This is a genomic window from Kribbella capetownensis, from assembly GCF_004331485.1.
GTDB lineage: Bacteria > Actinomycetota > Actinomycetes > Propionibacteriales > Kribbellaceae > Kribbella > Kribbella capetownensis.
In genome coordinates this window covers 1,049,395-1,075,333 of record NZ_SJKD01000001.1, presented here as the reverse complement: position 1 = coordinate 1,075,333, position 25,939 = coordinate 1,049,395, and the positions used below count along the sequence as shown (strand labels likewise).

Below are 25,939 nucleotides of genomic sequence, written 5' to 3'. Positions count from 1 at the left end.
CACGCAGGGTCCGCGCCGCGCCGGTTTGTTCACAGGACGCTCGTCACACGGCTAGGTTCTGCACCGTGATGACTGAGAATCGGGTGGATCCGCCGACCGCCGGCGGCGAGCGTGAGCTTCTGCAGGGATTCCTGGACTTCCACCGCGGCACGCTGCTGTGGAAGGTGTCCGGACTGACCGGGGAGCAGTTGGTCCAGCGCAGTGTGGATCCGTCCAGCCTGTCGCTGATCGGGCTGATCCGGCACCTGAGCGAGGTCGAGAAGTACTGGTTCCATCGGGCCCTCGCCCAGCTCCCGGCGCCACCGAAGTACTGGACCGCGGAGCACCCGGACGGCGACTTCGACCTGGCCGACGCGGCCCGGGCCGAGCACGATCTCGCGGAGTTCCGGGAGATCGTGAAGGCCTCTGGCGAGATCGCCGCGGGCCACACCCTGGACGACACGTTCCTGCGCCCGGGCCACGAGGGCGAGTACTCCGTCCGTTACCTCTACATCCACATGATCGAGGAGTACGCCCGCCACAACGGCCACGCCGATCTGCTCCGCGAACGCATCGACGGCCTGACCGGAGAATAGTCAGGACTTGATCGAGCGGATCAGGCCGACCAGGTCGTTGGTCACGCCCCGGACACCCGGGATGCGGGTCAGCCGGAGCAGCCGGTCGACCAGCGGGACGGACCGATCGATCAGTGCCTTGGTACGACGCAGGTCCTTGCTGTCGTCGTGCACCCAGAACAGCACGATCCCCATCTGCATCAGCCACAGCAGCTCGGGCAGCTCCGCCTTCAGGTCGGCCGGCAGTTTGAGGTCCGAGCCCTCGACGACCCGGCGGAACAGCTCGACGCTCGCCTCCCGCGCCGGCCGCGACTGATCGCTGAACGGCGACAGCGGGCTCTTCGGTTCCGCCGCGGTCTTGAAGAACGTGCCGGCGAACTCGTGGTACGGCGCCGACACCTCGAGCCAGGCCCGCAGTACGCCGGTCAGCCGCGGGACGAACGCCTTCTCCGTCGCCAGGACCGACTCGACCGCTTCGACGTGCTGCACCTGCAGGTGGTCGTAGTACGCCTGCATCAGGTGCTCTTTGGAGCCGTAGTAGTAGTAAGCGTTGCCGACCGAGACGCCCGCCTCGGTGGCGATCGCCCGCATCGTCGTCTTGCCGTACCCCTGCTCGCGGAACAGCCGCAGCGCGGTGGACAGGATCAGCTCCCGGGTCTGCTCACCCTTGCTGGTCGCACTTTCCGTCACATCCGTCAGCGTAGTCAGCTCGTCCATGGTCAGTAGCCGTAGTGGGCCGGCGCCTTGGCCAGCGCTTCGGCCGGGAGTACGTCGTTCGGCGCCACCGGCGGGTTGGTCATGGTCTCGAGCTGGCTGCGGCGGCGGATCATGTTGAAGATCCAGACGTTCATCAGGTGCAGTACGCCGAGCACGAGCATCACGATGCCGAGCTTCACGCTCAGCTGCTCGAACACCCCGCGAGCGTCGACGACCACCTTGTCGGCGCGCAGGAACAGCGTCACGAACCCCAGGTTGACCAGGTAGAACCCGGCCACCAGCAGCCTGTTCACCGCGTCGGCGAACTCCTCGTTGCCGTGGAACACGTCGATCAGGAAGATCCGGCCGTTGTGGCTCAGCGTCCGGGCCACCCAGATCGTCAGCGGTACCGAGACCAGCAGATAGATCAGGTACGTCGTCACGGTCATGCTCACCACGTCCTCACAAACTGAACACGTTCAAATTTGGTCACGCGCTGAGCGTACGACCGCCTTTTGAACATGTTCAAGTAGGCGACGACGTGAGCTGGGTCTCGTGCTGGGGCAGGATGGCCGGATGACGAGGATCGCCTGACCATGCGGGAGAAGGACCTGGACCGGTGGGTCGCGAAGTACCGGAAGGCGTGGGAGTCGAACGACCCGGGCCACATCGCGGCGCTCTGGACCGAGGAGGCCACCTGGTACCGCCGGCCGGACGACGAGCCGGTGGTCGGCCGGGACGCGATCGTCGCGGCCTGGCTGGAGGTCGCGGACGCACCGGGCGAGACGAGGTTCGAGTACGAGGTGCTCGGGTTCGGCGACGGCGTCGGGTTCGTCCGCGGCTGGACGACGTACCAGACCCAGCCGCCGAGCGAGTTCAGCAACCTGTGGGTGATCCGCCTCGCCCGCGACCGCGCGCACGAGTTCACCGAGTGGTGGATGGAAAAGCCTTGATCGGCTACGGTTCTGGTAGGCACTCAGGGTGCCACCGGTCCGCGGGAAGGGCTCAGCCCACCTGATCACGGAGTTGTGTGGTTGTTGTTCACCTCCTTTCTCGCCTGACGACGCGGACAGCAGGCTCGTAGAGAGGAGGTCGCGATGCCGACCCGGAATCTTCCGAACGACCCGCACCTGGACCACCTGCGCAAGCAGGCCAAGACCCTGCTCAAGGAGGTCCGCGCCGGGACGACGAGGCTGTCGCCCTGGCCGACGAGTTCCATCCCGTGCAGTCGCTGGCCGACGCGCAACTGGTGATCGCCCGCAGCTACAGGTTCCCCAGCTGGCCGCGGATCGTCCGGCATCTGGAGCTGGTCGACCAGTACAGCCGCTCCCCGCACCGCCAGTCGATCGGCGGTCCGCTCGACACTCTGGAGCAACGCACCGAGGAGTTCCTGCGGCTCGCGACGCTGCACTACGGGCAGGACGATCCGGCCCGGCAGCGATCGGCGGAGCAGTTGCTCGACCAGTTCCCAGAGGTTGCTCGGAGCAACATCTACACGATGGCGGTGGCCGGCGAGCTGGACGCCGTACGTGAGGTGCTGGCGGCGGATCCCTGGCAGGCAAGGGAAGAGGGCGGTCCGTACCGCTGGAAACCGTTGCTCTACATCACCTACGGGCGGCTCGACGTACCGCATCAGGTGGAGATCGCGCGGCTGTTCCTCGAGTACGGCGCCGACCCGAACGCAGGCTACCTGTGGCAGGGCATGCCGTCGCCGTTCACCGCATTGACCGGGGCTTTCGGTCGTGGTGAAGGCGATCAGCCACCGCATCGCAACCGGGTCGAGCTCGCCCGGCTGCTGCTGGACGCCGGCGCCGATCCGAACGACAGCCAGACCATGTACAACTGCGGGCCCGGCTGCCCTCCGCCGTACGACGACGTGCACCTGGAGCTCCTGCTCGAGTACGGACTGGGCAAGGGCGACGGCGGCCCGTGGCACGAGCGGATGACGACCGCCCACCCGACGCCACAGCAGCTGCTGGAGGATGAGCTCGTTTTCGCGGCGTCAACAGGGCTGCTGCACCGGGCCGAGTTGGTGCTTGCCCAAGGCATCGATCCGGAGGGCCGCGGTACCGAGCATCCGGGCTTTTGCGGGCATCGCGCGTACGAGTTCGCCGCCATCCAGGGACACACCGAGATCGCCGAGCTGCTGCGTGCTCGCGGTGCGGCACCGCTCGACGACGTACATGAGGTCTTCGCCGCCGTCATGCGGGGCGAGACCCCGGAGGTCAGCCGCGATCTGGTCACGCGAGCCATCGCGCGCAACCCGTACCTTCCCATCCGGGCCGCTGAGATCGGCCGGACCGAGGCTCTGGAACCGTTGGAGAACCTGGGCTTCGACCTCAGCGTGATGGCTGGATCCGCGCCGATCCACCAGGCTGCGATCGGCGGTCACCTCGAGACGGTGAAGAAGCTGATCCAGCTCGGGGTCGATCCGGAACTGCGCGATCGGTCCTACAACGGGAACGCGCTGGGCTGGGCCGAGCACAGCTGGGCCGCGGACGAGGTGAAGCAGGCGGTGATCGACTACCTCAAGGGCTTACGGCAAGGAACAGGAACGCGCTGAACACCATCAGGTGAACGGCGCCCTGCAGCAGGGTCGCCCGGCCGGTGGCGAGGGTGAGGATGCTGGTCACGACGGTCAGCGCGAACAGCACCATCTCCTTGCCACCCAGGCCGAGCACCAGCGGCCCGTTCAGCCAGATGGAGGCGACCGCGATCGCCGGGATGGTCAGGCCGATGCTGGCGAGCGCTGAACCGAGGGCCAGGTTGACGCTGGTCTGGAGGCGGTTCCGCAGTGCGGCGCGTACGGCGGCAACCGTCTCCGGCAGCAGCACCAGCAGCGCGATGACGACACCGACCACGCCCAGCGGTGCGCCGGCCGACTCCACCGCGGACTCGAGCCGTGGCGAGACCGTCTTGGCGAGGCCGACCACCGAGATCAGGCAGGCGAACAGCAGGCCCAGGCTGAGGAGCGCGGTCCTCCCGCTCGGCGCGGCCGCGTGCGCCTCCTCGCTCTCCGCGTCCTCGCCTTCGGCCTCCGCGTCGGGACGGGAAGGAAGTAGTCCCGATGCCGGATCGTCTGGACGAACACGAAGACGCCGTACATCACGAGTGACGCCACACCCGCGAACGCGAGCTGAGCCGTGCTGAACTGCGGCCCCGGCGCGCTGGTCGTGAACGTCGGCAGCACCAGGCTCAGCGTCACCAGCGCGGTCATCACCGCGAGCACACCGGTCGACGCACGGACCCGGAAGTCCTGCACGTGATGCCGCACCGAGCCGACAACGAGTGCCAGGCCGAGGATGCCGTTGCACGTGATCATCACCGCGGCGAACACGGTGTCCCGCGCGAGCGTCGCGGCCTTGTCGCCGCCGGACGCCATCAGCGTCACGATCAGTGCGACCTCGATGACCGTCACCGCGAGTGCGAGGATCAGCGTGCCGAACGGTTCACCGACGCGGTGCGCGACCACTTCGGCGTGGTGGACGGCCGCGATCACCGCCGTGCCCAGACCGGCGCAGACCAGGATCAGCAGGATGGTCCGCAGGTCACGACCCCAGGACAGGACCAGGACGACGAGAGCGAGCGGGGGCACGGCCAGACTCCAGCGCGGCAACCCTTGGACCACGGTGTTTGTCATCCCCGGGAAGTCTATGGCGTACGGCGATATCCGGTTGGCATCCGTACCCTGACGGGTGATGCTTCTCGCACCATGACAGTGCAGATCAGAACAGCGACCGACGCCGACTGGCCGGCCATCTGGCCGTTCTTCCACGAGATCGTCACCGCGCGGGAGACGTACGCCTACGACCCGGACCTGACCGAGGAGCAGGCCGGCCCGCTCTGGATGTCACCGTCGAGCGCCGCGCGCAGCCGGACCACGGTGGCGGTCGATGCCGACGGCACCGTACTGGGCACCGCCAACATGTACCCGAACCGCCCGGGTCCGGGATCGCACGTCGCCAGCGCCAGCTTCATGGTCGACGCGGCCGCCCGCGGCAAGGGCGTCGGCCGGCTGCTCGGTCAGGACATGATCGACTGGGCCGCCCGGGAAGGGTTCCGGTCGATCCAGTTCAACGCAGTGGTGGAGACCAACGAGTCCGCCGTACACCTGTGGCAAGCGCTCGGCTTCGCCATCATCGGGACCGTTCCGGAGGCCTTCGACCACCCCACGCACGGGTACGTCGGCCTGCACGTGATGCACCGCCCGCTGTAATTCAGCCGTCCAGCCGATCCGCCACGAGCCGGATCGACCGCGCGAGCTCCTGACCGGTGGGGGCGCTGTCCGCGTCGAACAGGTGCAGCGCGACCACTCCCAGCATCAGCGCCTGCAGGAATGATCCGACCGCCTGAGCCGTCTCCGGGTCGCCGTCGGCGTCGACCGTCCCGAACATCTGCGCCAGACCTTCGCGCGCCTCGCCCTGCATCTTGGACAGCTCGGCGACCAACTCGGGGTTGCTCGCCCCGAGGCTGAGGACCTCGAACTGCGTCGTCCACAGTGCCCGTAGCCGAGGGTTCGACAGGCTCTCGACGACCTGCCGCCAGGTCGCGACGAATCGCTCCCGGGAACCGCCGCCGGCCTCCCGGGCCGCCATCGCGCCACCCACCTCGGCGGCCCACTCCCCGATCAGCGCCTCGCGCATCGCCTCGTTGAGCAGCGCTTCCTTCGAGCCGAAGTGGTACCCGATCGCCGCCAGGCTGACGCCGGCCGCGGTCGCGATGTCGCGCGCGGTGGTCCGGCTGTAGCCCTTCTCCAGCAGGCAGGTCTTCGCGCCCTCGATCAGCGCCTCCCGGTTTCCCATCCCACCACCCTAGCACGTGCGTCTCATACGAACGTCTTGCACAAACGTCTAAGACCGTCGTACAGTCGTGCCGGCGACAACCTGTGGAGGCTTCCGGTGACGACGGTTCTGATTTCCGGTGCGAGTGTGGGCGGTCCCGCCCTCGTCTATTGGCTGCACGGCTACGGCTTCACCACGACCGTGGTCGAGCGCGCGCCGGCGCCGAGCCCCGGCGGCTACGCGGTCGACTTCCGCGGCGCTTCGCTGAAGGTGCTCGACCGGATGGGCATCCTGGCCGAGGTCGAGGCGCGGGCGACCCGGATGGGCTCGATGGTCTACGTCAACGAGTCCGGCAAGGCCGTCGCGACCACCACTCCGGAGGCGTTCAGCGGTGAGCTCGAGATCCTTCGCGGCGACCTGGTCGACGTCCTGTACGAGTTGACCGCGGCGACGACGGAGTACCTCTTCGACGACTCGATCGCTTCGCTCGACCAGGACGAGTCCGGCGTCGACGCGGTCTTCGAGAGCGGGCTGCGGCGGCGGTTCGACCTGGTGATCGGTGCGGATGGGCTGCACTCGAACGTCCGGCGGCTCGCGTTCGGGCCGGAGTCGTCGTACGTCCATGACCTGGGGTACTACGCCTCGGTGTTCACGGTGGAGAACCATCTCGGGCTGGACCACACCGGGCGGATCTTCACCGAGCCGGGCAAGACGGTCGGCACCTACAGCGCCCGCGACAACACCGAGGCGAAGGCGCTGTTCTACTTCGCATCGGACCCGCTGAGCTACGACCGGCGCGACGTACCGGCGCAGCAGGCGATCATCGCTGAGCAGTTCGCCGGCCTCGGCTGGGAGGTCCCGCGACTGCTCGACGGTCTGCGCACTACGCCGGATTTCTACTTCGACTCGATCAGTCAGATCAAGCTCGACAGCTACTCTCGCGGTCGGGTCGCGCTGGTCGGCGACGCCGGGTACTGCGCCTCGCCGCTGTCCGGGATGGGCACCAGCCTCGCGATCGTCGGGGCGTACGTCCTGGCCGGTGAGCTGCACGCAGCCGGTGGCGACCACGTGGCAGCGTTCCGCAAGTACGACGTACGGATGCGGGGATTCGTCGCGGCCTGTCAGAAGCAAGGGGTGGACGGCGCGCGCTGGTTCATCCCGGAGAGCAAGTGGTTCATGGTGCTGCGGAACCTGACCTTCCGGATGCTGCCGTACCTGCCGTGGCGGAGGTTGATCGACGAGATGCCACTGAAGGTGGGGAACGCGATCGAGCTCACGACGTACGAAGACCTGCCGCAGCGGCCCGCAGCACCGCGGCCGTGAGCGCGTCCAGGATCGGCGACTCCAGCTTCCAGTGCTGCCAGTACAGCGGCACGTCGATGTACTTGCCGGGGGCAACATCCACCAGGCGGCCGGCGGCCAACTCGGGTTCGGCGACCTCGTCTTCGAGCATGCCCCAGCCGAGGCCGATCCGGACCGCTTGGTGGAAGGCGCCCGGCGCCGGGACCGCGTGCGTCGGCGGGTCCATCCGGCGCCGGGTCACCTTGCGGATCAGCCGGTGCTGCAGGACGTCCTTGGCGTTGAAGATCACCATCGGAGCCTCGGCGAGCGCGTCCGCCAGCGGCTTGCCGGCCAGCCAGCGCTCGGCGTACTCGGGGGTGGCGACCGGCAGGTACCGCATCTTGCCGAGTGGTACGACGCGGCAGCCCTGAACCGGCAGTGGATCAGCGGTCACCGCGGCGAGGACCGTGCCGTTGCGGAGGAACTCGGCCGAGTGCTCCTCGTCCTCCTGGTGAACCAGAAACCTGGCGTCGAGGCTCTGGGACAGGTCGAGCATCGCGGGCAGGAACCAGTTGTTCAGCGAGTCCGCGTTCACCGCGATCGGCAGCCGGAGCGCCTCGACCGTGCCGCGGACCGCGACGATCGCCTCCAGTTCGAGCAGCGAGACCTGCCGCGCGAGCCGGAGCAGTGCCTCGCCGGCCGCGGTCGGACGCGCCGGTTTGCCGCGCATCACCACGACCTGACCGAGGCGACTCTCCAACGCCTTGATGCGCTGACTGATCGCCGACGGCGTCACGCGCAGACGCCGCGCCGCCGCGTCGAAACTGCCCTCGTCGACAACGGCCGCGAACGTCTCGAGCTGCGCGGAGTCGAACTGCATGATGAAGCAATCCTAATGCTGCTTCAGAATCTTTAGCTGGTTTGTCCGGCTGTCCGCTGCCTACCGTCGAGGCATGCCCCTCCTCGCCGGCTTCGCCACGTCCTTGTCGCTGATCGTCGCGATCGGCGCCCAGAACGCCTTCGTGCTGCGCCAGGGCCTGCGCCGTGAGCACGTCCTGCCGGTGGTCCTCACCTGCGCGTTGTCCGACGCGCTCCTCATCTCCGGCGGCATCGCCGGCCTCGGCGCCCTTCTTACCCGGAGTCAGTTAGCCCTCGACATGGCGAAGTACGGCGGCGCCGCCTTCCTCTACCTGTACGCCGCCTTCGCCCTGAAGCGAGCCTTCAACCCCGGCTCGATCAGTCCCGCCGACCACGCGCCCACCGCGCTCCGCAGCGTCGTACTGACGTGCCTTGCGTTCACCTACCTCAACCCCCACGTCTACCTCGACACCGTCGTCCTGCTCGGCTCTCTCGCCAACCAGCGCGGCACCGACGGCCGCTGGTTCTACGGGCTCGGCGCTGTCGCCGCCAGCTTCATCTGGTTCTTCTCGCTCGGCTTCTTCTCCCGCACTCTCACCCCCGTCTTCTCCCGCCCCCGCGCCTGGCAGTACCTCGACACCGCCATCGCCCTCCTGATGACAACCATCGCCACCTGGCTCCTCCTGCCCTGAAGACGCAACCCTTCCCGGCACTCAACCCGTAGTTACAGGGGGATCGACAACCGGGAGGGTGCGATGGCACGCAAGGCTTCGCGATGGGCAGGCCTCGGTGTTCTGCTCGGCGCCGCACTGGCAACGGCAGCGGCGACGACAACATCCGCCAGTACGACGGCCGGCGGGCATCCGGTCGCCGCCGGGCGCACGACGTACGTCACTCTGATCACCGGTGACCGGGTGGTCGTGCCGGAGCACGGCGCGCCCGGAGTCGAGCCCGGGCCGGGCCGGAAGAACATCGGGTTCGGCATGAGCAAGGTCGACGGGCGACTGACCGTGATCCCGGCGGACGTCCGGACACCACTCGCCGCCGGCCGACTGGATCCGCGGCTGTTCGACGTCACCGGTCTGATCGAATCCGGGTACGACGATGCGCACACCACCACGATCCCGGTGCTGGTCCAGCACGCGACGCAACGGGCCGCGACCACCGGACTCCAGCAGCAGCGCAGGCTCGATGTCGTCGACGCCACGGCCGGCAAGGTCGACAAGCGGACCGCGTCGACCTTCCTGACCGGCGCCGCCGTACTGCGGTCCAGTGGACCCGAGAAGATCTGGCTGGACGGCAAACTCGAGCCGCTGCTGGACAAGTCCGTCCCGCAGATCGGCGGGCCGGTCGCGTGGCAGGCCGGGTTCACCGGCAAGGGCGTCCGCATCGCAGTCCTCGACAGTGGGATCGACGCGACCCATCCCGACCTCGCCGACCGGGTCAAGGGTGTCTTCAACCTCGACGGTCAGCCCGGCGACCAGTTGGGTCACGGCACCCACGTCGCCTCGATCCTGGCCGGAACGGGCGCCGCGTCCGGCGGCCGCTATCGCGGTGTCGCCCCGGACGCCGACCTGTACGACGGGAAGATCTGCAGGTACACCGTGTGTTCGGACTCGACCTTGATCGCCGGCATGGAGTGGGCCGCGAACGAGGTGAAGGCACAGATCGTCAACATCAGTCTGGGCAATCCGGGCCGGCCCGTGGACGACCCGGTCGAGCAGGCCCTGAACACGTTGACCGCCGAGACCGGCACGCTGTTCGTCGTCGCCGCCGGGAACGACGGCGAGCAGGGCGAGGGCACGGTGCTGTCGCCGGGCAGCGCCGCAGGCGCGCTGACGGTCGGCGCGGTGGACCGCGAGGACCAGCTCGCGCCCTTCTCCAGCAAGGGCCCGGGGCGCGACGGTACGTCCATCAAGCCGGAGCTGACCGCACCCGGGGTGGGCATCGTCGCCGCTCGAGGATCCGAGGCCATCATCGGCGAGCCGGTCGACGACCACTACCTCCGCGAATCCGGTACGTCGATGGCGACGCCGCATGTCGCCGGAGCCGCGGCTCTCCTGGCCCAGCAGCACCCGGACTGGAAGGCTCTCGACCTGAAGAGCGCGCTGATGGCCTCCGCGAAGCCCACGCCCGGACTGACTGTCTTCGAACAGGGCACCGGCCGGGTCGACGTCGCCCGCGCGATCACCCAGACCGTCGTCGCGGCACCGGCGACGATCACCTTCGGTACGGCGAGCTGGCCGCACACCGATGACGAGCCAGTGACCAAGGACGTGACGTACTACAACAAGAGCACGGCCACGGTCACCCTCCAGGTGACCGGCGAGCTGACCGATCCCGACGGCGGCGCTGCGCCCACGGCGGCGTTGACGATGAGCACCGATGCACTGACGATCCCCGCCGGTGGTTCCGCAACGGTCCAGGTGACGTCCGCGACCAATCACAGCGGGCCCGACGGCCGGTACGTCGGTCAACTGGTCGCGACCACCGCGGGCCAGTCCGTGCGGATCCCGCTGACCGTGATGAAGGACGTCGAGGCCCACGACCTGACCATCAAGACCATCGCTCCGGACGGTATGCCGGCCACCGAAGCCTTCGTCTCGATCTTCGCGCTCGACCGCCCGGGCGAGACGTTCACCACCGACCCCAGCGGCACGGTCACGGTGCGACTGCGCGCGGGCGAGTACGGCGTGGACTCGCAGTTCTTCGGCGCGAACGTCACGTCGTACGGGCTGGTCCAGCCGTCGGTACGCCTGACCGCCGACACGACCGTGGTCCTGGACGCCCGCAAGGCGCGCAAGGTCAGCGTGAAGCTGCCTCGCGCCGACGCGCAGCAGGCCTATCTCAGCGCCGACTACCTCCGTACCTCGGCCGACGGAAAGCGCCGGATCGAGCAGTACGTCGCCACCGTCCCCGGCGCCTCTCTGGCCACACTGGGCGAAGGACCGACCTTGCCGGTGGGCCAATTGACGACTGTGGTCTCGTCGCAGTGGGGTGTGCCTGGTCCTGACGGCGACTTCCGGAACACGCCGTACCTGTATCGGCTCGCCGAGCAGGTCAGCTCACGTTTCCCGACCGGATACGAGCGGACGGTACGCGATCGCGACCTGGCCACCGTGCAGACGAGTGTCCATCAGGGAGCCGGGACCGACGTGATCCTGCACGGCGCGACGAGCGTCGACGGCTATGCGCCGTTCTATCCCGACGTCGCGTTCGGTACGCCGGCCAGCGTCGTCGAGCATCTGGACGCGGGGACCTGGCGGGAGAGTCTGCTCGAAACCGCGCCGGGTGACCCGGAGCCGATCGCCGTCACGACGCTCGAGGACCCAGCCGCGAAGGCCTATCGCGCCGGCGAGACCTACCGGAATCGCTGGAATGCGGTCGCTTTCGGTCCATCGGGCGCGGGAGCGGAGCAGGCAGACGGTCGGCTGACCCTCTCGATGAATCCGCTGTCGGACGCGGACGGACACACCGGACTCACGGCCTCTGACACCGAGACCGGTCAGCTGTATCGCGATAGCACCCTGGTGGCCGAGGCCGACCAGTTCGGGTCGATCGAGGCACCTGGGGGCGCGGCGACGTACCGGTATCAGACGTCGCTGACGCGGACGTCGGTGTCGGCGTTCTCGGAGCGGGTGGACTACACGGCCACCTTCCGGTCTGCCGAGGGAACGCGCGCGCCCTTGTGGACAGTCGGATACCGGCCTGTCGTGGACACGCACAACACGGCCGAGCGGACGCCAGTGACGACGCTGACCGTCGTGCCGCAGGCCGGAGCGTCGGCGCCTGCCCTGACGAAGGTCGGGGTCGCGGTCTCCGGTGACGGCGGGAGCACGTGGCACGCTGCGGCCGTCGTACCGGCGGGGCACGGGACGTACCGGGCGACGTTCCCGACTCCGGCGGCCGGGCGGGGTGTGTCGCTGCGGACCACGCTGCGCGACGCGGCCGGGACGACGACGGAGGAGACGACGGTCAACGCGTATCTGTTCCGCTGACCCCCTCGCTGCGGTACCTCTGCGGGGAGGAGGGATCGAGCGTGGACGTGACCGTCTTGTGCGATGCGGTGGCGGTGTTTCCCGAGAGTGTGCCGGATGCGTTGCCTGGTTGGGGGAAGGAGCACGCCGCGTGGACCGCGAGCGTGATGCCAGGCAACGTGTCGGGCAGCGGGTGGCTCCTGCACTTCCACAGCTACTTGGTGACTGGCGACGCCGGGGTCGTACTGGTGGATGCAGGGGTCGGGCCGGCTGGTGGCGAGGCGGCTGAGTGGTTGGGAGTGGCTGGACGGTTGCCGGGGCTGCTGGAGTCGGCCGGGGTCGGTGTGGATGACGTTGACGCGATGGTGCTGACGCATGTGCATCTGGATCACGTCGGGTGGAGTGCGGAGGGGTCGGCGCCGCGGTTCCCACGGGCGGAGTACGTCGTACAGCGGGATGAGCTGGAGCATGTGCGCGGCGGGGCGACGTACGAACGGATGATCCGGCCCGTGGTCGACGCGGGTCAGTTGCGGATGGTGGACGGGGAGGTCGGGCTGCGAGGGATACGGTTGCTGCCGACGCCAGGGCATACGCCCGGGCATCAGTCGGTGGTGACCGAGCGGGCCGTGCTTGGGGGTGATGTGCTGGTGCATCCCGCGCAGGCCCGGTGGCCCGGTCTGACCTATGTGTACGAGCGCGATCCGGCTCAGGCGGTCACGTCACGCCGAGAGGTGCTGGCGCTGGCGGCCGCGGGCGGGATCCCGATCGCGGCCGCGCATCCACATGCGGCACTCGACAGCAACGCGAGCCCGCTCCCCACACCGACCGCGGGCGACACGGTCTGTCCGCCGTACAAGCTCTAGCGGTACCCGGTGGTGTCGGCCGGCTTGCCTGGTTCCTGGACCTCGACGATGTAGCGCCACGCGTCCGGGCGACTGCCGTCGAGGTCGGTGAATCCGTAGAGCTGCGCGAGTTCGCCACTCGACGTGGACTTCCCGTTCCACCGTCGTACGTCGGGGTCCGCCGCCAGCGCCGCCACCGCGCGGCCCACGTACGACGGGCTCTCGGAGATCGCGAAGTGCGGGATCCGCTCGGTCGCGTCGCGCCAGGTCTCCTCGGTGACGCCGAACCCCTCGAGCATCGCCTCGGACCGGAGCCACCCGGGCGACAGCAGTACGGCGGTCGCCTCGTGCTTGTCGAGTTCGTGCGCGAGCGCGAACGCCATCCGGCCGACCGCGCCCTTCGCGACGTCGTAGAAGAACGACACCCGGTACGTATGAGCGTTGTAGTCGTTGGTGCCGTCGGTCATCTCGATGACGAGGCCACCGGGTGACTTGATCAGGAGCGGCAGCGCGTAGTGGCTGGTGATCACGTGCGTGTCGATGCCGAGCCGCAGCAGCCGGAGACCGTCCTCGAGGTTGCTCTCCCAGACCGTCTTGTCCCACTCGGGTTCGCCGTGCTGACCCCAGATGTCGTTGACCAGGATGTGCAGCGCGCCCTGCTCGCGGTCGATCCGGTCGACCAGGTCGCGCACCTGATCGGGGACGAGATGGTCCACGGGTACGGCGATGCCGTGGCCGCCGGCCTGGTCGACGAGCTCCGCGGTGTCCTCGATCGTCTCCGGCCGGTTCATCTCGGAACGCCCGGCCCGCGTGGTCCGGCCGGTCACGTACACGGTCGCGCCGGCCGCGCCGAGCTGGACCGCGATGCCCCGCCCGGCCGCCCGGGTCGCTCCGGTCACCAGCGCCACCTTGCCCGCCAACGGCTTCATCCGCCCGCCTCCCTCTTCCATACGTTGTATGATTATGTACCATACGACGTATGGTTAATGCGGGCAAGCGGTCCGGGCGACCTCGCGCCGGAGAGGAACGGCTGAGCCGCGAGGCGATCCTGACCGCGGCCCTGCGGATCGTGGACGACGAGGGGATCGACGCGCTGACCATGCGGCGGCTGGCCGCGACCCTCGAGGTCAACCCGATGTCGCTCTACCACCACCTGCCGAACAAGGCGGCTGTGCTGGCCGGACTGGCGGAGCTGGTCTTCGCGGGACTCGAGCAGCCCGATCCTGGTGATTCCGTGCCGTGGGACGAGCAGCTGAAGGTCGCCGCCCGGCGCTACCGCAACGCTCTGCGTGCGCACCCGAACCTCGCGCTCCAGGTGCTGTCGGACACGTCCGCGGTGTCCGCGGTCGTGGTGGTGGTCGTCGAGCCGTTCTACCGGGCGCTCGACCGGGCCGGGCTGTCACCGCGGCAGATCTTCGAGGCGGCGAACACCCTGGTCGACTTCATCCACGGCTTCTCGCTCGGCGAGGCATCGGTCCGCACCGAGAACTTCGACCTCGCGCCCGACCTGATCACCCGGGTCGAGCAGTTGCCCGCCGGCAAGGCGCCCGTACTCGCGCGCGTCGTCGGTGAGCTGGGCCGCGAGGGTCTCGCCTACGACTTCGACAGCGGGTTCGAGTCCGGACTGGCCACGCTGACCTCGGGGATCGCCGCCACCCGTCGCCGGTAGCGCGAGATCGCGACGCCGATCAGACACAGCACGCCGCCGAGGTAGGCCAGTGGCGCAGGGCTTTCGTCGAGCAGGAGCCAGCCGAGGAAGATCGTCAGCGGCGGGACGAGGTACGTCGTGGCGCCCATCCGGCCGGCTGTCGTACGGGCCAGCGCATAAGCCCAAGTGGTGAAGGCGATTGCCGTCGGGAACGTGCCGAGGAAGACGATCCACCAGATGGTCGACGGCCGCGCGTCGGCGGTCTCCCGCACCAGTGTCGGGGCGAACGGCAGACAGGCGACCGCACCGATCACGCACGACAGCCAGGTCACCTCCAGCGCGGGCAGCCGAGACAGCAGTGGCTTCTGCGAGACCACCGCGATTGCGTACGCCGCCGCAGCCACCAGGCACAGCAGGACACCCCACGTCTCCGCGCTGCCGCTGGACGACGACAGGCCGATCAGGACCACACCGCCAAACGCCGCGACGCTGCCGATCACCAACTGGCGTGGGAATCCTTCGTGTAGCAGGACTCCAGCCAGGAGTGCGATCAGCAACGGACCGATGTTCACCAGCATTGCGGTCGTGCCCGCGTCGAGGCGGCGCTCGGCCTCGTTCAACGCGAGGTTGTAGAGGCCGAACCAGAGCAGACCGCAGACCAGCAGCAGCTTCCAGTCGCCCTTGGCCGGCCAGCGGCGCGGCCGGGTGAGCACGAAGGCACCCAGCAGCACGCTCCCGACGAGCAACCGGCCCAGCGACAGGGCACCCGCAGAGATCTCCTGCCCGACATGGCGGATCGCGACGAACGCCGATGCCCACAACACCACCGTCACCGCCGCAGCACCCGCGGCCAGCACACCCTGCTTCCTCATGACTGTGACACTAGGCCTCCCTTGCTTCGGCGGACACCGAATCGACGGGCGCCGGCAGAGCCAGCGGTACGACGAACGCCGTCAGCAGCACCGGCACGGTGAGGGCCGCGACCAGGATCGCCATGCTGAACCAGAGCGAACCCAGCGCGAACCCAGCGAACACCGCGATGGCGAACACCTCCGAGAAGAAGCCGGACACCGACGTGATCGTGGCGCGTGCCGGACCCGTGATGGAGTCCTGCAGGCGTGCCTCGGAGACCACGATCACCAACTGCATGACGCCGTACCCGATCGCGATCGGGACGAAGCCCCAGGCCGACCGGCTCAGCGAACCCCAGGCGATCAGCACCGCGGTCACCCCCAGACCGATCGCGAAGGTTGCTTGAGGCAACTTGTACGCCGCTCCCGCCAGCGCACCGCCGATGGCCTGGGCGGCGACCGTACCGGCGATCAGCAGCGGGATCACACCAGTGGCCGCACCGGCCTCGCGAGCGAGCAACGGGAAGTACTCGTCGAACGCCATGAAGCCCATCAACACGGCGACCAGACCTGCCGCCCGGCGCACCGTCCGGCCGGTCAGCACCTCCGTCACACCCGACCGCAGCATGGCCAGGTACGACGCGAACGCCGCGCCCGTCGATTCGGAGCCATCGTCGGCTGCTGCTTCGGCCGCCGGCGCCTCTGGAAGGGTCAATGCGACAACGGCCTGAACCAGACAGCTGAGCACACTGAAGACGCCGGCCAAGGTGTAGCCGCCGAGGGCGAACAGCGGTGTCGCCAGGGCGGTGGCCGCGAGGTTCGCCAGGAAGGACGCCGACCTGGCCCGACCCAGCAGACTCGCGTATCGACCGGCGCGGTCCCGGGCGACCAGTTCGTCGTACACGAAGGCTTCGAAGGTGCCGGAGATCAGCGCCGAGGAGGTTCCCCAGAGCACGAATCCCAGGGCGAAGCCGGCGAACGACGGCAGCGTGATCCAGGCGGCGTAGCCGAGCCCGCTGATCAGCGCACCGAGCACCAGCAGCTTGCGCCGCGAGTAGGTGTCCGCCCAGGCGCCTGACGGCACCTCGAGCACGAACCCGGTCGTCGACCAGATGACGAACAGCGTCGAGATCTGGGCAGCCGACAGGCCGTGATCGGCGAACAGCAACTGGTACAGCGGATACAGCGGAATGAAGTCCTGCAGCGCCTCGAACGCGACAATCCGCGCGGAGAGGCTGGTCGGCAGGCGGTCGGGGCGGTCTCTACGTCAAAGGTGCGGGCTCGTGAATCTCATGTCTTGAAAGATACGGCGAAATCACCGCGCCGGGCAGGTGATTTCCACCAGCTGTGGATAACCGCCGCGCAAAATGAGGAGCGGTCCGGGACACGAGTCCGTCAGAGTAGAGCGATGGGAGACGTCAGCGAACGGTTCTGGGCGAAGCTGCCGGAAGGCAGCCGGAACGCCCTCGTCGATGGGCTGAGCCAGTCCGAACTGCAGTCGGTCCTGCTGGACGTGAACCGCCGGCGAGCCGCCAAGGTGACGCCGGCCCGCCTGCTGCAGCGGTGGCAGCAGGACCGGTTCGTGCGACCGGGACCCGCCGACCCGCGGCAGCTGGTGAAGACCCAGCAGCGGCTGTGGGAGCGGCTGCCGGACCGATTCGAGGGCCTCGAGCTGTCCCCGGTCACTCCGCTCGGCACGTGCTCCGCGATGTCGACCATCAACCAGAACCAGGTGGTCAGCACGATCCGCGGTACCGAGGTCGCCAGCGACCCGACGAACGAGTTGGCGATCGAGGCCGCCGTACGACGTCGCGCGGGCCAGGCGCGAGTGGACCTGGCCGCCTGCCAGCGGGTGCTTCGTGCGCAGCCGTTCGAGGGGCCGGGCATGTTCGCTCACTTCCAGCTGTTCGTGCTGGTCTCGAGTGCGCGGGACACCGGCTCCGGCCGGACTGAGGCCGAGCTGCTGATCGACCATTTGCGGTTCTGGCACGACGTACTGGGTGACACGGCCGACCTCACCTTCACCATGTTCCAGCCGTCCGCGGTGCGCGAGCGGATCGACGACACGGTCCGGCCGGCGCTGAAGATCAGCCTCACCGAGGACACCGAGCGGACCAAGAGCGAGAACTACTACTCCGGTACGGCGCTCGGCATCGGCCTCGACGGCGAAGGCCTGGGTGATGGCGGCTTCACCACCTGGACCGCGGACCTGCTCGGCGACCAGAAGGAACGCTGCCTGACGTCGTGCGTGTCCACCGAGCGCCTGACCGCGGTCAGCCCTGCAGCTTGAGCAGTCCAGCGTCGGTCGGGCGGAACCCGCACGCGTTCAGGTAGAAGGCCGTCAGGTGTGGCTCGAAGTCGACATGGAGCCATTCACACCCGGCGGCCTTCGCCTCCGCGGCAGCGGTCAGCACCAACTGCTTGCCGATGCCTTGCCTGCCGTGCTCCGGATGGACGGCGGTGTCCAGCGCGAACGCATGGGCGCCACCGTCCCAGCACACCTGCACGAACCCGATCAGCTGATCGTTGCTGAAGGCCCCTACCCAGGTGAGTGCGTGCCGCTCCAGCCGCGCGGCCCACGGCTGCACGCTGACCTCACTCCCGAAGGCGAGGGCGTGCAGCGTCGACAACTCCTGATCGTCGACCGGAAACCGCACCACGTAGCGCGCAGTCGTCACACGCGACCCCGTGCGAGCAGCTCAGCGGCCGATTCCAGGCGGGCGTTCCAGCCGGCGGCCGGCTCTGAGCCCTCCGGGTAGTCCGCCATGGTGAGGTAGCCCTGAACCATCGTCGACGGCATGGCCTCTGCCAAGCCCTGGCTCGTCCCGTAGGCGTCCACCGCCTCACTCCAGCGCTCAGGCTCCACCGACGACAGCAGGAACCACGCCAGGTCCAGTGCGCCCGGCGCCGCTGACACGTCCTCCCAGTCCAGGAACGCGACCACGCCATCCGGTGCGGTCCGCAGGTTCTGGGCCGAGGCGTCGCCGTGGGCCAGCGTGAGCTCGCCGGCTCGCGCGACATGGCCCTCAGCGTCCAGGACATGACCCACCAGCCGCTCCCCCGCCTCACGCACCGGCGCGGACAGGTCGGAGCGCGCGGCCAGTCGGAGCCAGGTCCGATCGAACAGGGCGGCGACCAGGTCCGCACCGGCTTCCAGCGGCCGCAGCCACGGCCACTCCAGGTGCGCACGGCCGATCCACCGATCGTGCAGGTCCCGCAGAGCCTTGGCACCCGCCACGGGCTCAGCGCCGGGCACCCAGTCGGACAGGTCCTCCAGCACCAGCAGCGTCCCCTCGGCGGTGACCTCGGACTCGTAGCAGGCAGGCACCCGGACACCGACAACCGGCGCGATCTCCCGATAGAACCGGACCTCGGACTCGAAGATGTTCAGGACTGCAGGGATCGACCCCGGTTCCGCCGGTGACCGGCGCTTCACATGGTTCGGCACCACGTCAGGCTAGGCGGGATCGTCCCCGGACGAACCTGATTTAGTGCGCCGCCTCTGTGCTGATCAGGACGACCGTGCTGTCGGGCCCGAGGTCCAGATTGTCTCGGGCCGCGCGGAGGCCGGCCAGTGTTGCGGCTCCGCTGGGACCGGACGAGATGCCGGCTCCGCGCAGGTCAGACGCTGCTTGCAGGGCGGCGTCGTCGTCGACTGTCACCGCGTAGTCGAGGCCGGCCCGTAGTACAGGCCAGGCGAGGGTTGACGCCGTACCGCAGTTCAGGCCGGCCATCACTGTCTTGCCGGTCGGCACCGTCACCAGCTCACCGGCCAGCAGACTGGTGGTGACACACGAGGCACTGGCGGGCTCCACACCGAGCACTGCTGCGGTGGACGAACCACTGCGGTAGTGCGTGACCGCTGCCTGGGCGATCGACCCGACACCCATCGGTACGACGACCAGATCCGGCTCGACCTCGATCTCGCGGAACAGAGTCGAGTACCCGTCGACCACGTGCTGGGGCACGTCCTCGTACCCGGGCCAGGCAGAGTCTTGGATCAGCAGCCGCCCGTCCACCGCATACGCCGCCGCTTCGGCGACCGCGGCGTCGTACGAGTCAGGTACGACGGTCACGGTCGCACCCTCGGCGCGAATGGCGTCGATCGCCTTCTCGTCGACGACGTCCGGCACGAACACGTGTGACGCGAGACCGAGCATGGCGGCCCGCCGGGCGACCGCACGGCCGTGGTTGCCGTCGGTCGCGGTCACGAGCCCCACCGGACCAGGGCGCTCCTGCAGCGCGCGGTGGATCGCCCACCAGGCGCCGAGTGCCTTGAACGCGGGCAGACCGAGCCGTTGCGACTCGTCCTTGACGAGAACCTGACCGACTCCCAACTCCGACGCCAGTGCGGGGACAGGAGTCAGCGGAGTCGGGCGGTAGCCGGGCAGACTCTGGTGGAACGCCTGCACCTCAGCCGGTGCAGGCGTCGTACGCCAGGCCGTGGCGGACGGGTTGCAGTACCAGCGCACCAACTAGGCGACCAGTGCGAAAGCCTGTGCCGTGCCGGAGTAGGCGTGCGGGGACGAGGTGATGCGCTGCGGGCTGGACTGCTCGACCCGGATCGCCGCCGTCTGCAGGCGGACCGGCAGCGTGGACCGGACCGCCGTGGCCAGGTCGAACTGCACCTCGGCGAGCAGGTCGGTCAGATCGAGGTCAAGTGCCCGGCAGATCGCGGCGAGGATCTCCGAGGACGGCTCCTTGCGGCCGCGCTCGATCTCGGACAGGTAGGGCACCGACACCTGGGCCAGCTCGGCGAGCTCACGCAGGGTGATGCCCCGCTCGCGCCGCAACCGGCGGAAGACGTTCCCTATCACCTGGCGTAGCAACACGTCGTGGCCCTCCTCGCATCATGAAGTCCTGTAACGAGTGTGCCATCTCGAGGAGGTCTGCGGCGGGCAGATCTGCCACGGGCAGATTCCGGCCCGGTTCCGGACGGTTCGCCGCAGGCTGGACGCATGAGTCAGTTTCAGCTTCCGAACAACCTGGACAGCCACATCTACGAGCGGCTGCTGTGGCAGCGCATCCTCGTCCTCGGGGACGAGATCAAGGACGAGAACGCCAACGCGCTGTGCGCTCAGCTGATCCTGCTGAACGCCGAGGATCCGAAGGCTGACATCTCGCTCTACATCAACTCGCCCGGCGGCTCGGTCTCGGCCGGGCTGGCGATCCTGGACACGATGAACTTCATCAGCAACGACGTCGCGACGTACGCGATGGGGATGGTCGCGTCGATGGGTCAGGTGCTGCTGACCTGCGGTACGCCGGGGAAGCGGTTCTCGCTGCCGCACGCGCGGATCATGATGCACCAGCCGACCGGCGGCATGGGTGGTACGGCGAGCGACATCAAGACCCAGGCGGAGCAGGCGATCAAGGCGCGCGAGGACCTGGCGCGATTGATCTCCGACCGGACCGGCCAGCCGCTCCCCCGGATCGAAACCGACTTCGACCGCGACCGCTGGTTCACCCCGGACGCAGCCCGCGACTACGGAATCATCGACCGAGTCCTCACCCGGCCCGTTGCGGTAGTGAGTTGAGTGCTTGCTGAAGGTCCGCGGTGAGGTCCTCGAGGTCCTCGAGGCCGAGGCTGAGGCGGAGGAGGCCTTCGCCTGGCTTTGCTTCGGGGGTTACGAGGCGGTGGGTCAGGGCGGCGGGGTGCTGGATGAGGGTGTCTACGCCGCCTAGCGAGACGGCGTGGGTGATCAGGCGGAGCGAGGCGGCCACCTGCGCGGCGGCTGCGTAGCCGCCGGTCAGGGTGAAGGCCAGGACGGCGCCGGGGCCTGATTGCTGGCGGCCGATGAGCTCTTGGGGGTCGGACAGGCCGGGGTAGTGGACCTTCTCGATGGCGGGCTGGGCGGTGAGCCAGTCCGCCACCTTGGCCGCGCTCGCCTGCTGCGCCCGCACTCGCACCGGCAACGTCTGCAGTCCCCTGTGCAGTTCGTACGCCGCCAACGGGTGCAGCAGGCCACCAGTCACTGCGCGGATCTGCCGTAGCCGGCCGACCCACTCCACGCCGGCCGCGACGACGCCACCCATCACGTCGCCGTGCCCTCCGAGGTACTTCGTTGCCGAGTGCAACACCAGGCTTGCCCCGTGCCGAGCCGGCTGCTGCAGCACCGGGGTCGCGAAGGTGCTGTCCACCAGCACCGGTACGTCGCCCGCCTGCCGGACCACCGCGGCGATGTCCACCAGCTCCACAGTCGGGTTCGCCGGCGTCTCCACGATCACCAGCCCGGTGTCCGGCCGGATCGCCGTACCGATCTCGGTGACGCCGGCCCAGCTCACCGTTGTCCCCAGGAGGCCTGTGGATAACAGGTGGTCAGAGCCACCGTACAGCGGGCGTACGGCGACCACGTGCGGCTTACCGGCCGCGACCGTAGCGAGGAGACAGGCGGTGAGCGCCGCCATACCGCTGCCGAAGGCGACCGCACCGTCGGTCTGCTCGAGCTCCGCCAAGGCGCTCTCGAAGCGCGCGACGGTCGGGTTCCACAGCCGCTGGTAGACGAGGCTGCCGCCGTCCGGGCCGTTGCCCTGCGCCAGCGCGTCGTACGACGTCCCGCCGCTGTCCACATCGGGCAGTGGATAAGTCGTGGACAGGTCGATCGGCGGCACGTGGACGCCGAGGGCGGTGAGGTCGTCACGGCCGGCGTGGACCGACCGGGTGTCGAGCTGGGTCATCGAGCCTCCTCGGACGCTGGGGTGACCGAGAATGGAATCTTCTGCAGATCTACCGCAAGAGTTCCGAAGAAAATTCATCCACAGGCTCATCCACACGCTGTGGATTCTGTGGAGGAGCCCTACAGTGGTGCCATGCCGAAGGATCGTCGGAGCCCCGGACCGGCGCCGCGGGCCGCGCCCGGGTCCGGGCCCGGCGGGCTGGACGAGGTGGATCGAGAGCTGGTCCGGCTGCTCACCGCCGACGGCCGGATGCCGAACAACGCGCTGGCGGAGGCGACCGGGATCGCGCCGTCGACGTGCCTGACGCGCGTACGGTCGCTGCGCGAGCGCGGGGTGATCCGCGGCTTCCACGCCGAGGTGGACCTGGCGGCGCTCGGTCAGCCACTGCAGGCGCTGATCGCGATCCGGATCGGCGCCCACTCCCGGGACGAGATCAACCGCTTCCGCAGCAAGGTCCCGGCGCTACCGGGCGTCCTGTCGCTCTTCCACGTCAGCGGCGCGAACGACTACCTGCTGCACGTGTCCGCGCCCTCACCGGACGCCCTCCGCGAGTTCGTGCTCGACCACCTGACCGCCGACCCGGCAGTCGTCCACGCCGAAACCAGCCTGATCTTCGAACACGTCCGCGGCGAGCCGGACCCGCAGCACTCATCAAGTGCGCCCGAACTGGCCGGCTCACGCTCAGACAGCAGTGCGCGACGCCACTAGGCACGCGTTGTTGAGTGCTGGCAGTCCGCAATCAGCGGGGCTTCAGCCCCCAGGCGGTTGCGAGTAGGTCGAAGGAGTGGCGGCGTTCGGCGGGGTTGTGGATGTTCGTCGTGATGATGAGTTCGTCGGCGCCGGCGGACGTGGCTCGGCGGAACAGGTCGGCGGCGACCTGGTCGGGGGTGCCGACCGAGACGAGGCCGGCCCACTCCTCGACCGCGGCGAGTTCGGCGTCCGACCACGGGTAGGCCTCAGCCTCTTCCGGCGACGGCAGCGGGCCCGGTCGCCCGGATCGGAGCCGGAGCATGGAGAGCGCGTTGGCCCGGGCCAACTGCTGTGCGCGCTCCTCGGTGTCGGCCACGATCGCGGCCAGCGCGAGGATCGCGTGCGGTTCGGTCTGCTGGTCCGACGGCTGGAACATCTCCCGGTACGACGCGATCACGCCGGCCGGATCCAGAGTCCCGAAGTGACCGGCGTACGCGAACCCGGTCCCCAGCGCCGCCGCGGCCTGACCGCCGTACGTGCTCGAGCCGAGGATCCACACCGGCGGCAGCGGTACGTCGCTCGGTTGCGCGGAGATCGGCGCGAACGGATGGCCGGCCGGGAAGCCCTCGGCGTACGCGCGCAGTTCGGCGTACTGCTCGGGGAAGTCGTCCGCGCCGAGCGCCTCGCGGCTACGGCGGAGTGCGAGCGCGGTGCGCTGGTCGGTGCCGGGTGCGCGACCGATGCCGAGGTCGATGCGGTCGGGGTGCAGACCGGCCAGGACACGGAAGGTCTCAGCGACCTTCAGCGGTGAGTGGTTCGGTAGCATGATGCCGCCGGAGCCGACGCGGATGGTGGAGGTAGCCGCGGCGACGGCCGCGATCATCACCTCCGGGCTCGTGCTGACCACGCTCGGGATGTTGTGGTGCTCCGCCAGCCAGAAGCGGTGGTACCCGGCGGCCTCAGCGGTCCGGGCGAGTTCGAGCGTCTCGTGCAGCGCCTGCGACGGTCGCGATCCCGTCGGTACCGGCGAAAGGTCGAGCACGGACAGGGGCATCGGTTCGGAGCTCACCTCAGGTCGCAACCGCCGTCCGTCGCGACCTATTCCGGGTACGGCGTGTCTGCGCGGGCGTCACGCAGACAACGGGACCACCAGGCCAACTGCCGGAGCAGCGCAGACGCTGCGGCCGGGGTGGTCGAGTCGGTGGGTTCGCCGGCCAGGGTGAAGTCGTCCTCGTGGAAACCGAGCGAGTCGCGGATCGTCGCCGCATGAAGTTCGGCGAAGACCAGTCGCAGCTGCTCGGCGGCGCGCAGTCCGCCCGACCGGCCGCCGTACACGACGAAGGCGATCGGCTTGGCATACCAGGGTCGGCGGACCGCGTCGATCGCGACCTTCAGATCGCCTGGGTAGGCGTGGTTGTACTCGGCCGTGACGATCACCACAGCGTCCGCGTCCTCGATCCGCCGCGGCAGTTCGGTGAGCGGTACGGCGCTGAGGTCGATCAGGTCGAGCTTGAACTCGTCGCTGCGTTCGACCTCGCGCGCGAACCAGTGCGTGACCAGTGTCCCGAACCGCGCGGCGTCCACATTGCGCGTGAGCAGCGCGAGCCGCAAGGGATGAACAGTCACGCTGAGGACGCTAATACCTCAACTTTGCTTGAGGTCAAACTCGCGTTCAGTCCTTGGAAGGAGGTGGCGCGGGCGGGCTGCTGGCGGGCAGGTCCGACTTGGCCGCACGCATGAGCTCCTCCGACTCGGACTCGGTGCGCGCTTCGGATCGCGACTGCTCGGCGGCCTCCGGCTCGGTCGTGGTCGATGGCTCGGTGGTGGTCGACGGCTCGGTGGTGGTCGATGGCTCGGACGGCTCGGTGGGCGTCGAGGAGTCCGCGGTGAGGACGCCGACGGTCTGCCAGGCCTCCGTGACGGCGGCGAGCTGGCTGGAGTCGTCACCGAAGAGCTCGGTCGCGGCCGCCTGGGTGGCCTCGGCGAACTCGGCGAACGTCGCAGTCTCGGAGAGCGTGCCCGACGTGAGTGTGGTGTACCAGATCTTCCCGGCGTCGTCGTACGCGTTGCCGCCGATCCCCGCCGCGGTCAGGTAGAACGCCCGGTTCGGGATGCCCGAGTTGAGGTGTACGCCGCCGTTGTCGTCCTCGGTCTCGATGTAGTCCGACATGTGCGCCGGCTGCGGATCGCGGCCGAGCCGCGGGTCGTCGTACGCCGTACCGGGCTCCTTCATCGAGCGCAGCGCCACACCCTGCACGCCCGGCCGGAACAGTCCCGCACCGATCAGCCAGTCGGCCTCCTCGGTGCTCTGGCCGAGGTTGTGCTGCTTGGCGAGCGAACCGAACACGTCGGAGATGCTCTCGTTCAGCGCGCCCGACTGCCCTTCGTAGGCGAGGTTCGCGGTGTACTGCGTGACGCCGTGAGTCAGCTCGTGTCCGGTGACGTCGACCGACTCGGTGAACCCGCCGAAGATCTCGCCGTCACCGTCGCCGAAGACCATCTGGGCGCCGTCCCAGAACGCGTTCGCGTAACCGCGGTCGTAGTGCACCGTCGACGTCAGCGGCAGCCCGCTGCCGTCGATCGAGTCACGGCCGAAGCACTCGCTGTACATCGTCCAGGTCGCGCCGGTCCCGTCGTACGCCTGGTTCACGGCCTCGTCCTGGACCGGATCCTCGCCTTCGGCGCGCACCGGCGTACCCGGGAGGTCCGTCTGGTTCTCCGCGTCGTACACGGCGCGTTGCAGTCCACCGGCTTCGGCCGCGGGCTCGGCGGCAGCGGCTCCGGCCGCCGGGCGTGTTCGCAGTACGGCGTCGTGCTGCAGCGACTGGCGAAAGCGGGCGCGGAGGCTGGGGTCGTCCACGGCTTGCTCGAGCTGCTCGAGCAGGTACGGCGGGACGATGTAGTGGAACACCATCCTCCGATCGTGCCCCACCCGGCCGATCCGGGGACAGGGGACGAGCCGGAAAAACTGCGGCAGTACAAAAACTCCGGGAAGGAGGATAAACTCAAGGATTTGTATGGCTGCTACCAGAAAATGCGTCAGAAATGATCTCTGGGAACCAACGCGCGTAGTTTATCACAAG

At 68.8% G+C, this 25,939-nt stretch carries 30 protein-coding genes; 13 read left to right on the top strand and 17 right to left on the bottom strand.

Annotated features, from left to right (window positions below; genetic code table 11):
• Positions 1–68 precede the first annotated feature (68 nt).
• Positions 69–575: a DinB family protein gene (locus tag E0H75_RS05300; RefSeq protein WP_131511876.1), complete on the top strand. Its 507-nt coding sequence runs from the start codon at positions 69–71 to the stop codon at positions 573–575.
• Here the strand turns inward: E0H75_RS05300 and E0H75_RS05295 are convergent, their stop codons facing one another.
• Both E0H75_RS05295 and E0H75_RS05290 read right to left on the bottom strand, forming a co-directional pair.
• Positions 576–1,271, bottom strand: a complete 696-nt coding sequence (locus E0H75_RS05295; RefSeq protein WP_131511874.1) for a TetR family transcriptional regulator — start codon at positions 1,269–1,271, stop codon at positions 576–578.
• Between the two features lie 2 nt (positions 1,272–1,273).
• Positions 1,274–1,699 carry a hypothetical protein gene (locus E0H75_RS05290; protein WP_202872828.1) on the bottom strand — a complete coding sequence of 142 codons (426 nt, stop codon included), beginning with the start codon at positions 1,697–1,699 and terminating at the stop codon, positions 1,274–1,276.
• 147 nt (positions 1,700–1,846) lie between these two features.
• Here E0H75_RS05290 and E0H75_RS05285 point away from each other — a divergent pair, with 147 nt between their 5' ends.
• From E0H75_RS05285 to E0H75_RS05280, 3 genes are all read left to right on the top strand, one after another.
• On the top strand, positions 1,847–2,203 hold the full coding sequence (locus E0H75_RS05285; RefSeq protein ID WP_131511872.1) for a YybH family protein: 357 nt from the start codon (positions 1,847–1,849) through the stop codon (positions 2,201–2,203).
• A gap of 144 nt (positions 2,204–2,347) precedes the next feature.
• Positions 2,348–2,503, top strand: coding sequence for a hypothetical protein (locus E0H75_RS43935; RefSeq protein ID WP_238162843.1), 156 nt, complete (start codon positions 2,348–2,350; stop codon positions 2,501–2,503).
• On the top strand, positions 2,473–3,813 hold the full coding sequence (locus tag E0H75_RS05280; RefSeq protein WP_238162842.1) for an ankyrin repeat domain-containing protein: 1,341 nt from the start codon (positions 2,473–2,475) through the stop codon (positions 3,811–3,813). Before E0H75_RS43935 ends, E0H75_RS05280 begins: the two co-directional genes overlap by 31 nt.
• On the opposite strand, the gene E0H75_RS43930 is transcribed toward E0H75_RS05280, so the two are convergent.
• Both E0H75_RS43930 and E0H75_RS43925 read right to left on the bottom strand, forming a co-directional pair.
• Entirely contained in the window at positions 3,779–4,183 is a 405-nt protein-coding gene (locus E0H75_RS43930) for a calcium:cation antiporter (RefSeq protein WP_238162841.1), read from the bottom strand. The genes E0H75_RS05280 and E0H75_RS43930 overlap by 35 nt on opposite strands.
• Before the next feature lie 5 nt (positions 4,184–4,188).
• A complete protein-coding gene (locus E0H75_RS43925) occupies positions 4,189–4,890 on the bottom strand; it encodes a calcium:cation antiporter (RefSeq protein ID WP_238162840.1) in 702 nt (233 codons plus the stop codon).
• A gap of 72 nt (positions 4,891–4,962) precedes the next feature.
• On the opposite strand from E0H75_RS43925, the gene E0H75_RS05270 reads away from it, so the two are divergent.
• Entirely contained in the window at positions 4,963–5,466 is a 504-nt protein-coding gene (locus E0H75_RS05270) for a GNAT family N-acetyltransferase (RefSeq protein ID WP_131511870.1), read from the top strand.
• A gap of 1 nt (position 5,467) precedes the next feature.
• Here E0H75_RS05270 and E0H75_RS05265 read toward each other — a convergent pair whose 3' ends face one another.
• Positions 5,468–6,052, bottom strand: coding sequence for a TetR/AcrR family transcriptional regulator (locus E0H75_RS05265; protein WP_131511868.1), 585 nt, complete (start codon positions 6,050–6,052; stop codon positions 5,468–5,470).
• A 96-nt stretch (positions 6,053–6,148) separates the two neighbouring features.
• Between E0H75_RS05265 and E0H75_RS05260 the strand changes: the two genes are divergently transcribed.
• Positions 6,149–7,354 (top strand): FAD-dependent monooxygenase, encoded by a 1,206-nt coding sequence (locus tag E0H75_RS05260; RefSeq protein ID WP_131511866.1) that lies wholly within the window; start codon positions 6,149–6,151, stop codon positions 7,352–7,354.
• On the opposite strand, the gene E0H75_RS05255 is transcribed toward E0H75_RS05260, so the two are convergent.
• Positions 7,305–8,192: a LysR family transcriptional regulator ArgP gene (locus tag E0H75_RS05255; protein WP_131511864.1), complete on the bottom strand. Its 888-nt coding sequence runs from the start codon at positions 8,190–8,192 to the stop codon at positions 7,305–7,307. The two genes, E0H75_RS05260 and E0H75_RS05255, sit on opposite strands and share 50 nt — an antisense overlap.
• Positions 8,193–8,265: 73 nt before the next feature.
• On the opposite strand from E0H75_RS05255, the gene E0H75_RS05250 reads away from it, so the two are divergent.
• From E0H75_RS05250 to E0H75_RS05240, 3 genes are all read left to right on the top strand, one after another.
• A complete protein-coding gene (locus tag E0H75_RS05250; RefSeq protein ID WP_131511862.1) occupies positions 8,266–8,862 on the top strand; it encodes a LysE/ArgO family amino acid transporter in 597 nt (198 codons plus the stop codon).
• 63 nt (positions 8,863–8,925) lie between these two features.
• A complete protein-coding gene (locus E0H75_RS05245) occupies positions 8,926–12,168 on the top strand; it encodes a S8 family serine peptidase (RefSeq protein WP_131511860.1) in 3,243 nt (1,080 codons plus the stop codon).
• 41 nt (positions 12,169–12,209) lie between these two features.
• Positions 12,210–13,010, top strand: a complete 801-nt coding sequence (locus E0H75_RS05240; protein WP_131511858.1) for an MBL fold metallo-hydrolase — start codon at positions 12,210–12,212, stop codon at positions 13,008–13,010.
• Here E0H75_RS05240 and E0H75_RS05235 read toward each other — a convergent pair.
• Entirely contained in the window at positions 13,007–13,918 is a 912-nt protein-coding gene (locus E0H75_RS05235) for an SDR family oxidoreductase (protein WP_131511857.1), read from the bottom strand. The two genes, E0H75_RS05240 and E0H75_RS05235, sit on opposite strands and share 4 nt — an antisense overlap.
• 50 nt (positions 13,919–13,968) lie before the next feature.
• Between E0H75_RS05235 and E0H75_RS05230 the strand changes: the two genes are divergently transcribed.
• On the top strand, positions 13,969–14,658 hold the full coding sequence (locus E0H75_RS05230) for a TetR/AcrR family transcriptional regulator C-terminal domain-containing protein (protein ID WP_131511855.1): 690 nt from the start codon (positions 13,969–13,971) through the stop codon (positions 14,656–14,658).
• On the opposite strand, the gene E0H75_RS05225 is transcribed toward E0H75_RS05230, so the two are convergent.
• Both E0H75_RS05225 and E0H75_RS05220 read right to left on the bottom strand, forming a co-directional pair.
• The gene (locus tag E0H75_RS05225) at positions 14,583–15,509 is read right to left on the bottom strand and encodes a DMT family transporter (protein WP_131511853.1); all 927 of its coding nucleotides are present in this window, start codon (positions 15,507–15,509) and stop codon (positions 14,583–14,585) included. The genes E0H75_RS05230 and E0H75_RS05225 overlap by 76 nt on opposite strands.
• A gap of 10 nt (positions 15,510–15,519) precedes the next feature.
• A complete protein-coding gene (locus tag E0H75_RS05220; protein WP_272948896.1) occupies positions 15,520–16,674 on the bottom strand; it encodes an MFS transporter in 1,155 nt (384 codons plus the stop codon).
• A 222-nt stretch (positions 16,675–16,896) separates the two neighbouring features.
• On the opposite strand from E0H75_RS05220, the gene E0H75_RS05215 reads away from it, so the two are divergent.
• The gene (locus tag E0H75_RS05215) at positions 16,897–17,778 is read left to right on the top strand and encodes a hypothetical protein (protein ID WP_238162838.1); all 882 of its coding nucleotides are present in this window, start codon (positions 16,897–16,899) and stop codon (positions 17,776–17,778) included.
• On the opposite strand, the gene E0H75_RS05210 is transcribed toward E0H75_RS05215, so the two are convergent.
• The 4 genes from E0H75_RS05210 to E0H75_RS05195 are packed head-to-tail and all read right to left on the bottom strand — an operon-like array spanning position 17,762 to position 20,320.
• Positions 17,762–18,166 carry a GNAT family N-acetyltransferase gene (locus tag E0H75_RS05210; protein ID WP_202872826.1) on the bottom strand — a complete coding sequence of 135 codons (405 nt, stop codon included), beginning with the start codon at positions 18,164–18,166 and terminating at the stop codon, positions 17,762–17,764. The two genes, E0H75_RS05215 and E0H75_RS05210, sit on opposite strands and share 17 nt — an antisense overlap.
• Positions 18,163–18,936, bottom strand: coding sequence for a phosphotransferase family protein (locus E0H75_RS05205; RefSeq protein WP_165553457.1), 774 nt, complete (start codon positions 18,934–18,936; stop codon positions 18,163–18,165). Before E0H75_RS05205 ends, E0H75_RS05210 begins: the two co-directional genes overlap by 4 nt.
• A gap of 40 nt (positions 18,937–18,976) precedes the next feature.
• Positions 18,977–19,960 carry a pyridoxal-phosphate dependent enzyme gene (locus E0H75_RS05200; protein WP_238162928.1) on the bottom strand — a complete coding sequence of 328 codons (984 nt, stop codon included), beginning with the start codon at positions 19,958–19,960 and terminating at the stop codon, positions 18,977–18,979.
• Between the two features lie 3 nt (positions 19,961–19,963).
• Complete coding sequence (locus E0H75_RS05195; RefSeq protein WP_131511847.1) at positions 19,964–20,320, bottom strand: helix-turn-helix domain-containing protein; 357 nt, start codon at positions 20,318–20,320, stop codon at positions 19,964–19,966.
• A 126-nt stretch (positions 20,321–20,446) separates the two neighbouring features.
• On the opposite strand from E0H75_RS05195, the gene E0H75_RS05190 reads away from it, so the two are divergent.
• A complete protein-coding gene (locus E0H75_RS05190) occupies positions 20,447–21,025 on the top strand; it encodes a ClpP family protease (RefSeq protein ID WP_131511845.1) in 579 nt (192 codons plus the stop codon).
• Here E0H75_RS05190 and E0H75_RS05185 read toward each other — a convergent pair.
• Positions 20,997–22,166 (bottom strand): trans-sulfuration enzyme family protein, encoded by a 1,170-nt coding sequence (locus tag E0H75_RS05185; protein ID WP_131511843.1) that lies wholly within the window; start codon positions 22,164–22,166, stop codon positions 20,997–20,999. The two genes, E0H75_RS05190 and E0H75_RS05185, sit on opposite strands and share 29 nt — an antisense overlap.
• A 132-nt stretch (positions 22,167–22,298) precedes the next feature.
• Between E0H75_RS05185 and E0H75_RS05180 the strand changes: the two genes are divergently transcribed.
• Complete coding sequence (locus tag E0H75_RS05180) at positions 22,299–22,874, top strand: Lrp/AsnC family transcriptional regulator (protein ID WP_131511842.1); 576 nt, start codon at positions 22,299–22,301, stop codon at positions 22,872–22,874.
• A 31-nt stretch (positions 22,875–22,905) separates the two neighbouring features.
• Here the strand turns inward: E0H75_RS05180 and E0H75_RS05175 are convergent, their stop codons facing one another.
• From E0H75_RS05175 to E0H75_RS05165, 3 genes are read right to left on the bottom strand one after another with little or no spacing between them, the layout of a single operon-like run.
• Positions 22,906–23,910: an LLM class flavin-dependent oxidoreductase gene (locus E0H75_RS05175; protein ID WP_131511841.1), complete on the bottom strand. Its 1,005-nt coding sequence runs from the start codon at positions 23,908–23,910 to the stop codon at positions 22,906–22,908.
• A 44-nt stretch (positions 23,911–23,954) separates the two neighbouring features.
• Positions 23,955–24,482, bottom strand: coding sequence for an NADPH-dependent FMN reductase (locus tag E0H75_RS05170; RefSeq protein ID WP_131511840.1), 528 nt, complete (start codon positions 24,480–24,482; stop codon positions 23,955–23,957).
• 46 nt (positions 24,483–24,528) lie between these two features.
• On the bottom strand, positions 24,529–25,770 hold the full coding sequence (locus tag E0H75_RS05165; protein WP_131511839.1) for a M4 family metallopeptidase: 1,242 nt from the start codon (positions 25,768–25,770) through the stop codon (positions 24,529–24,531).
• Positions 25,771–25,939: the final 169 nt, after the last annotated feature.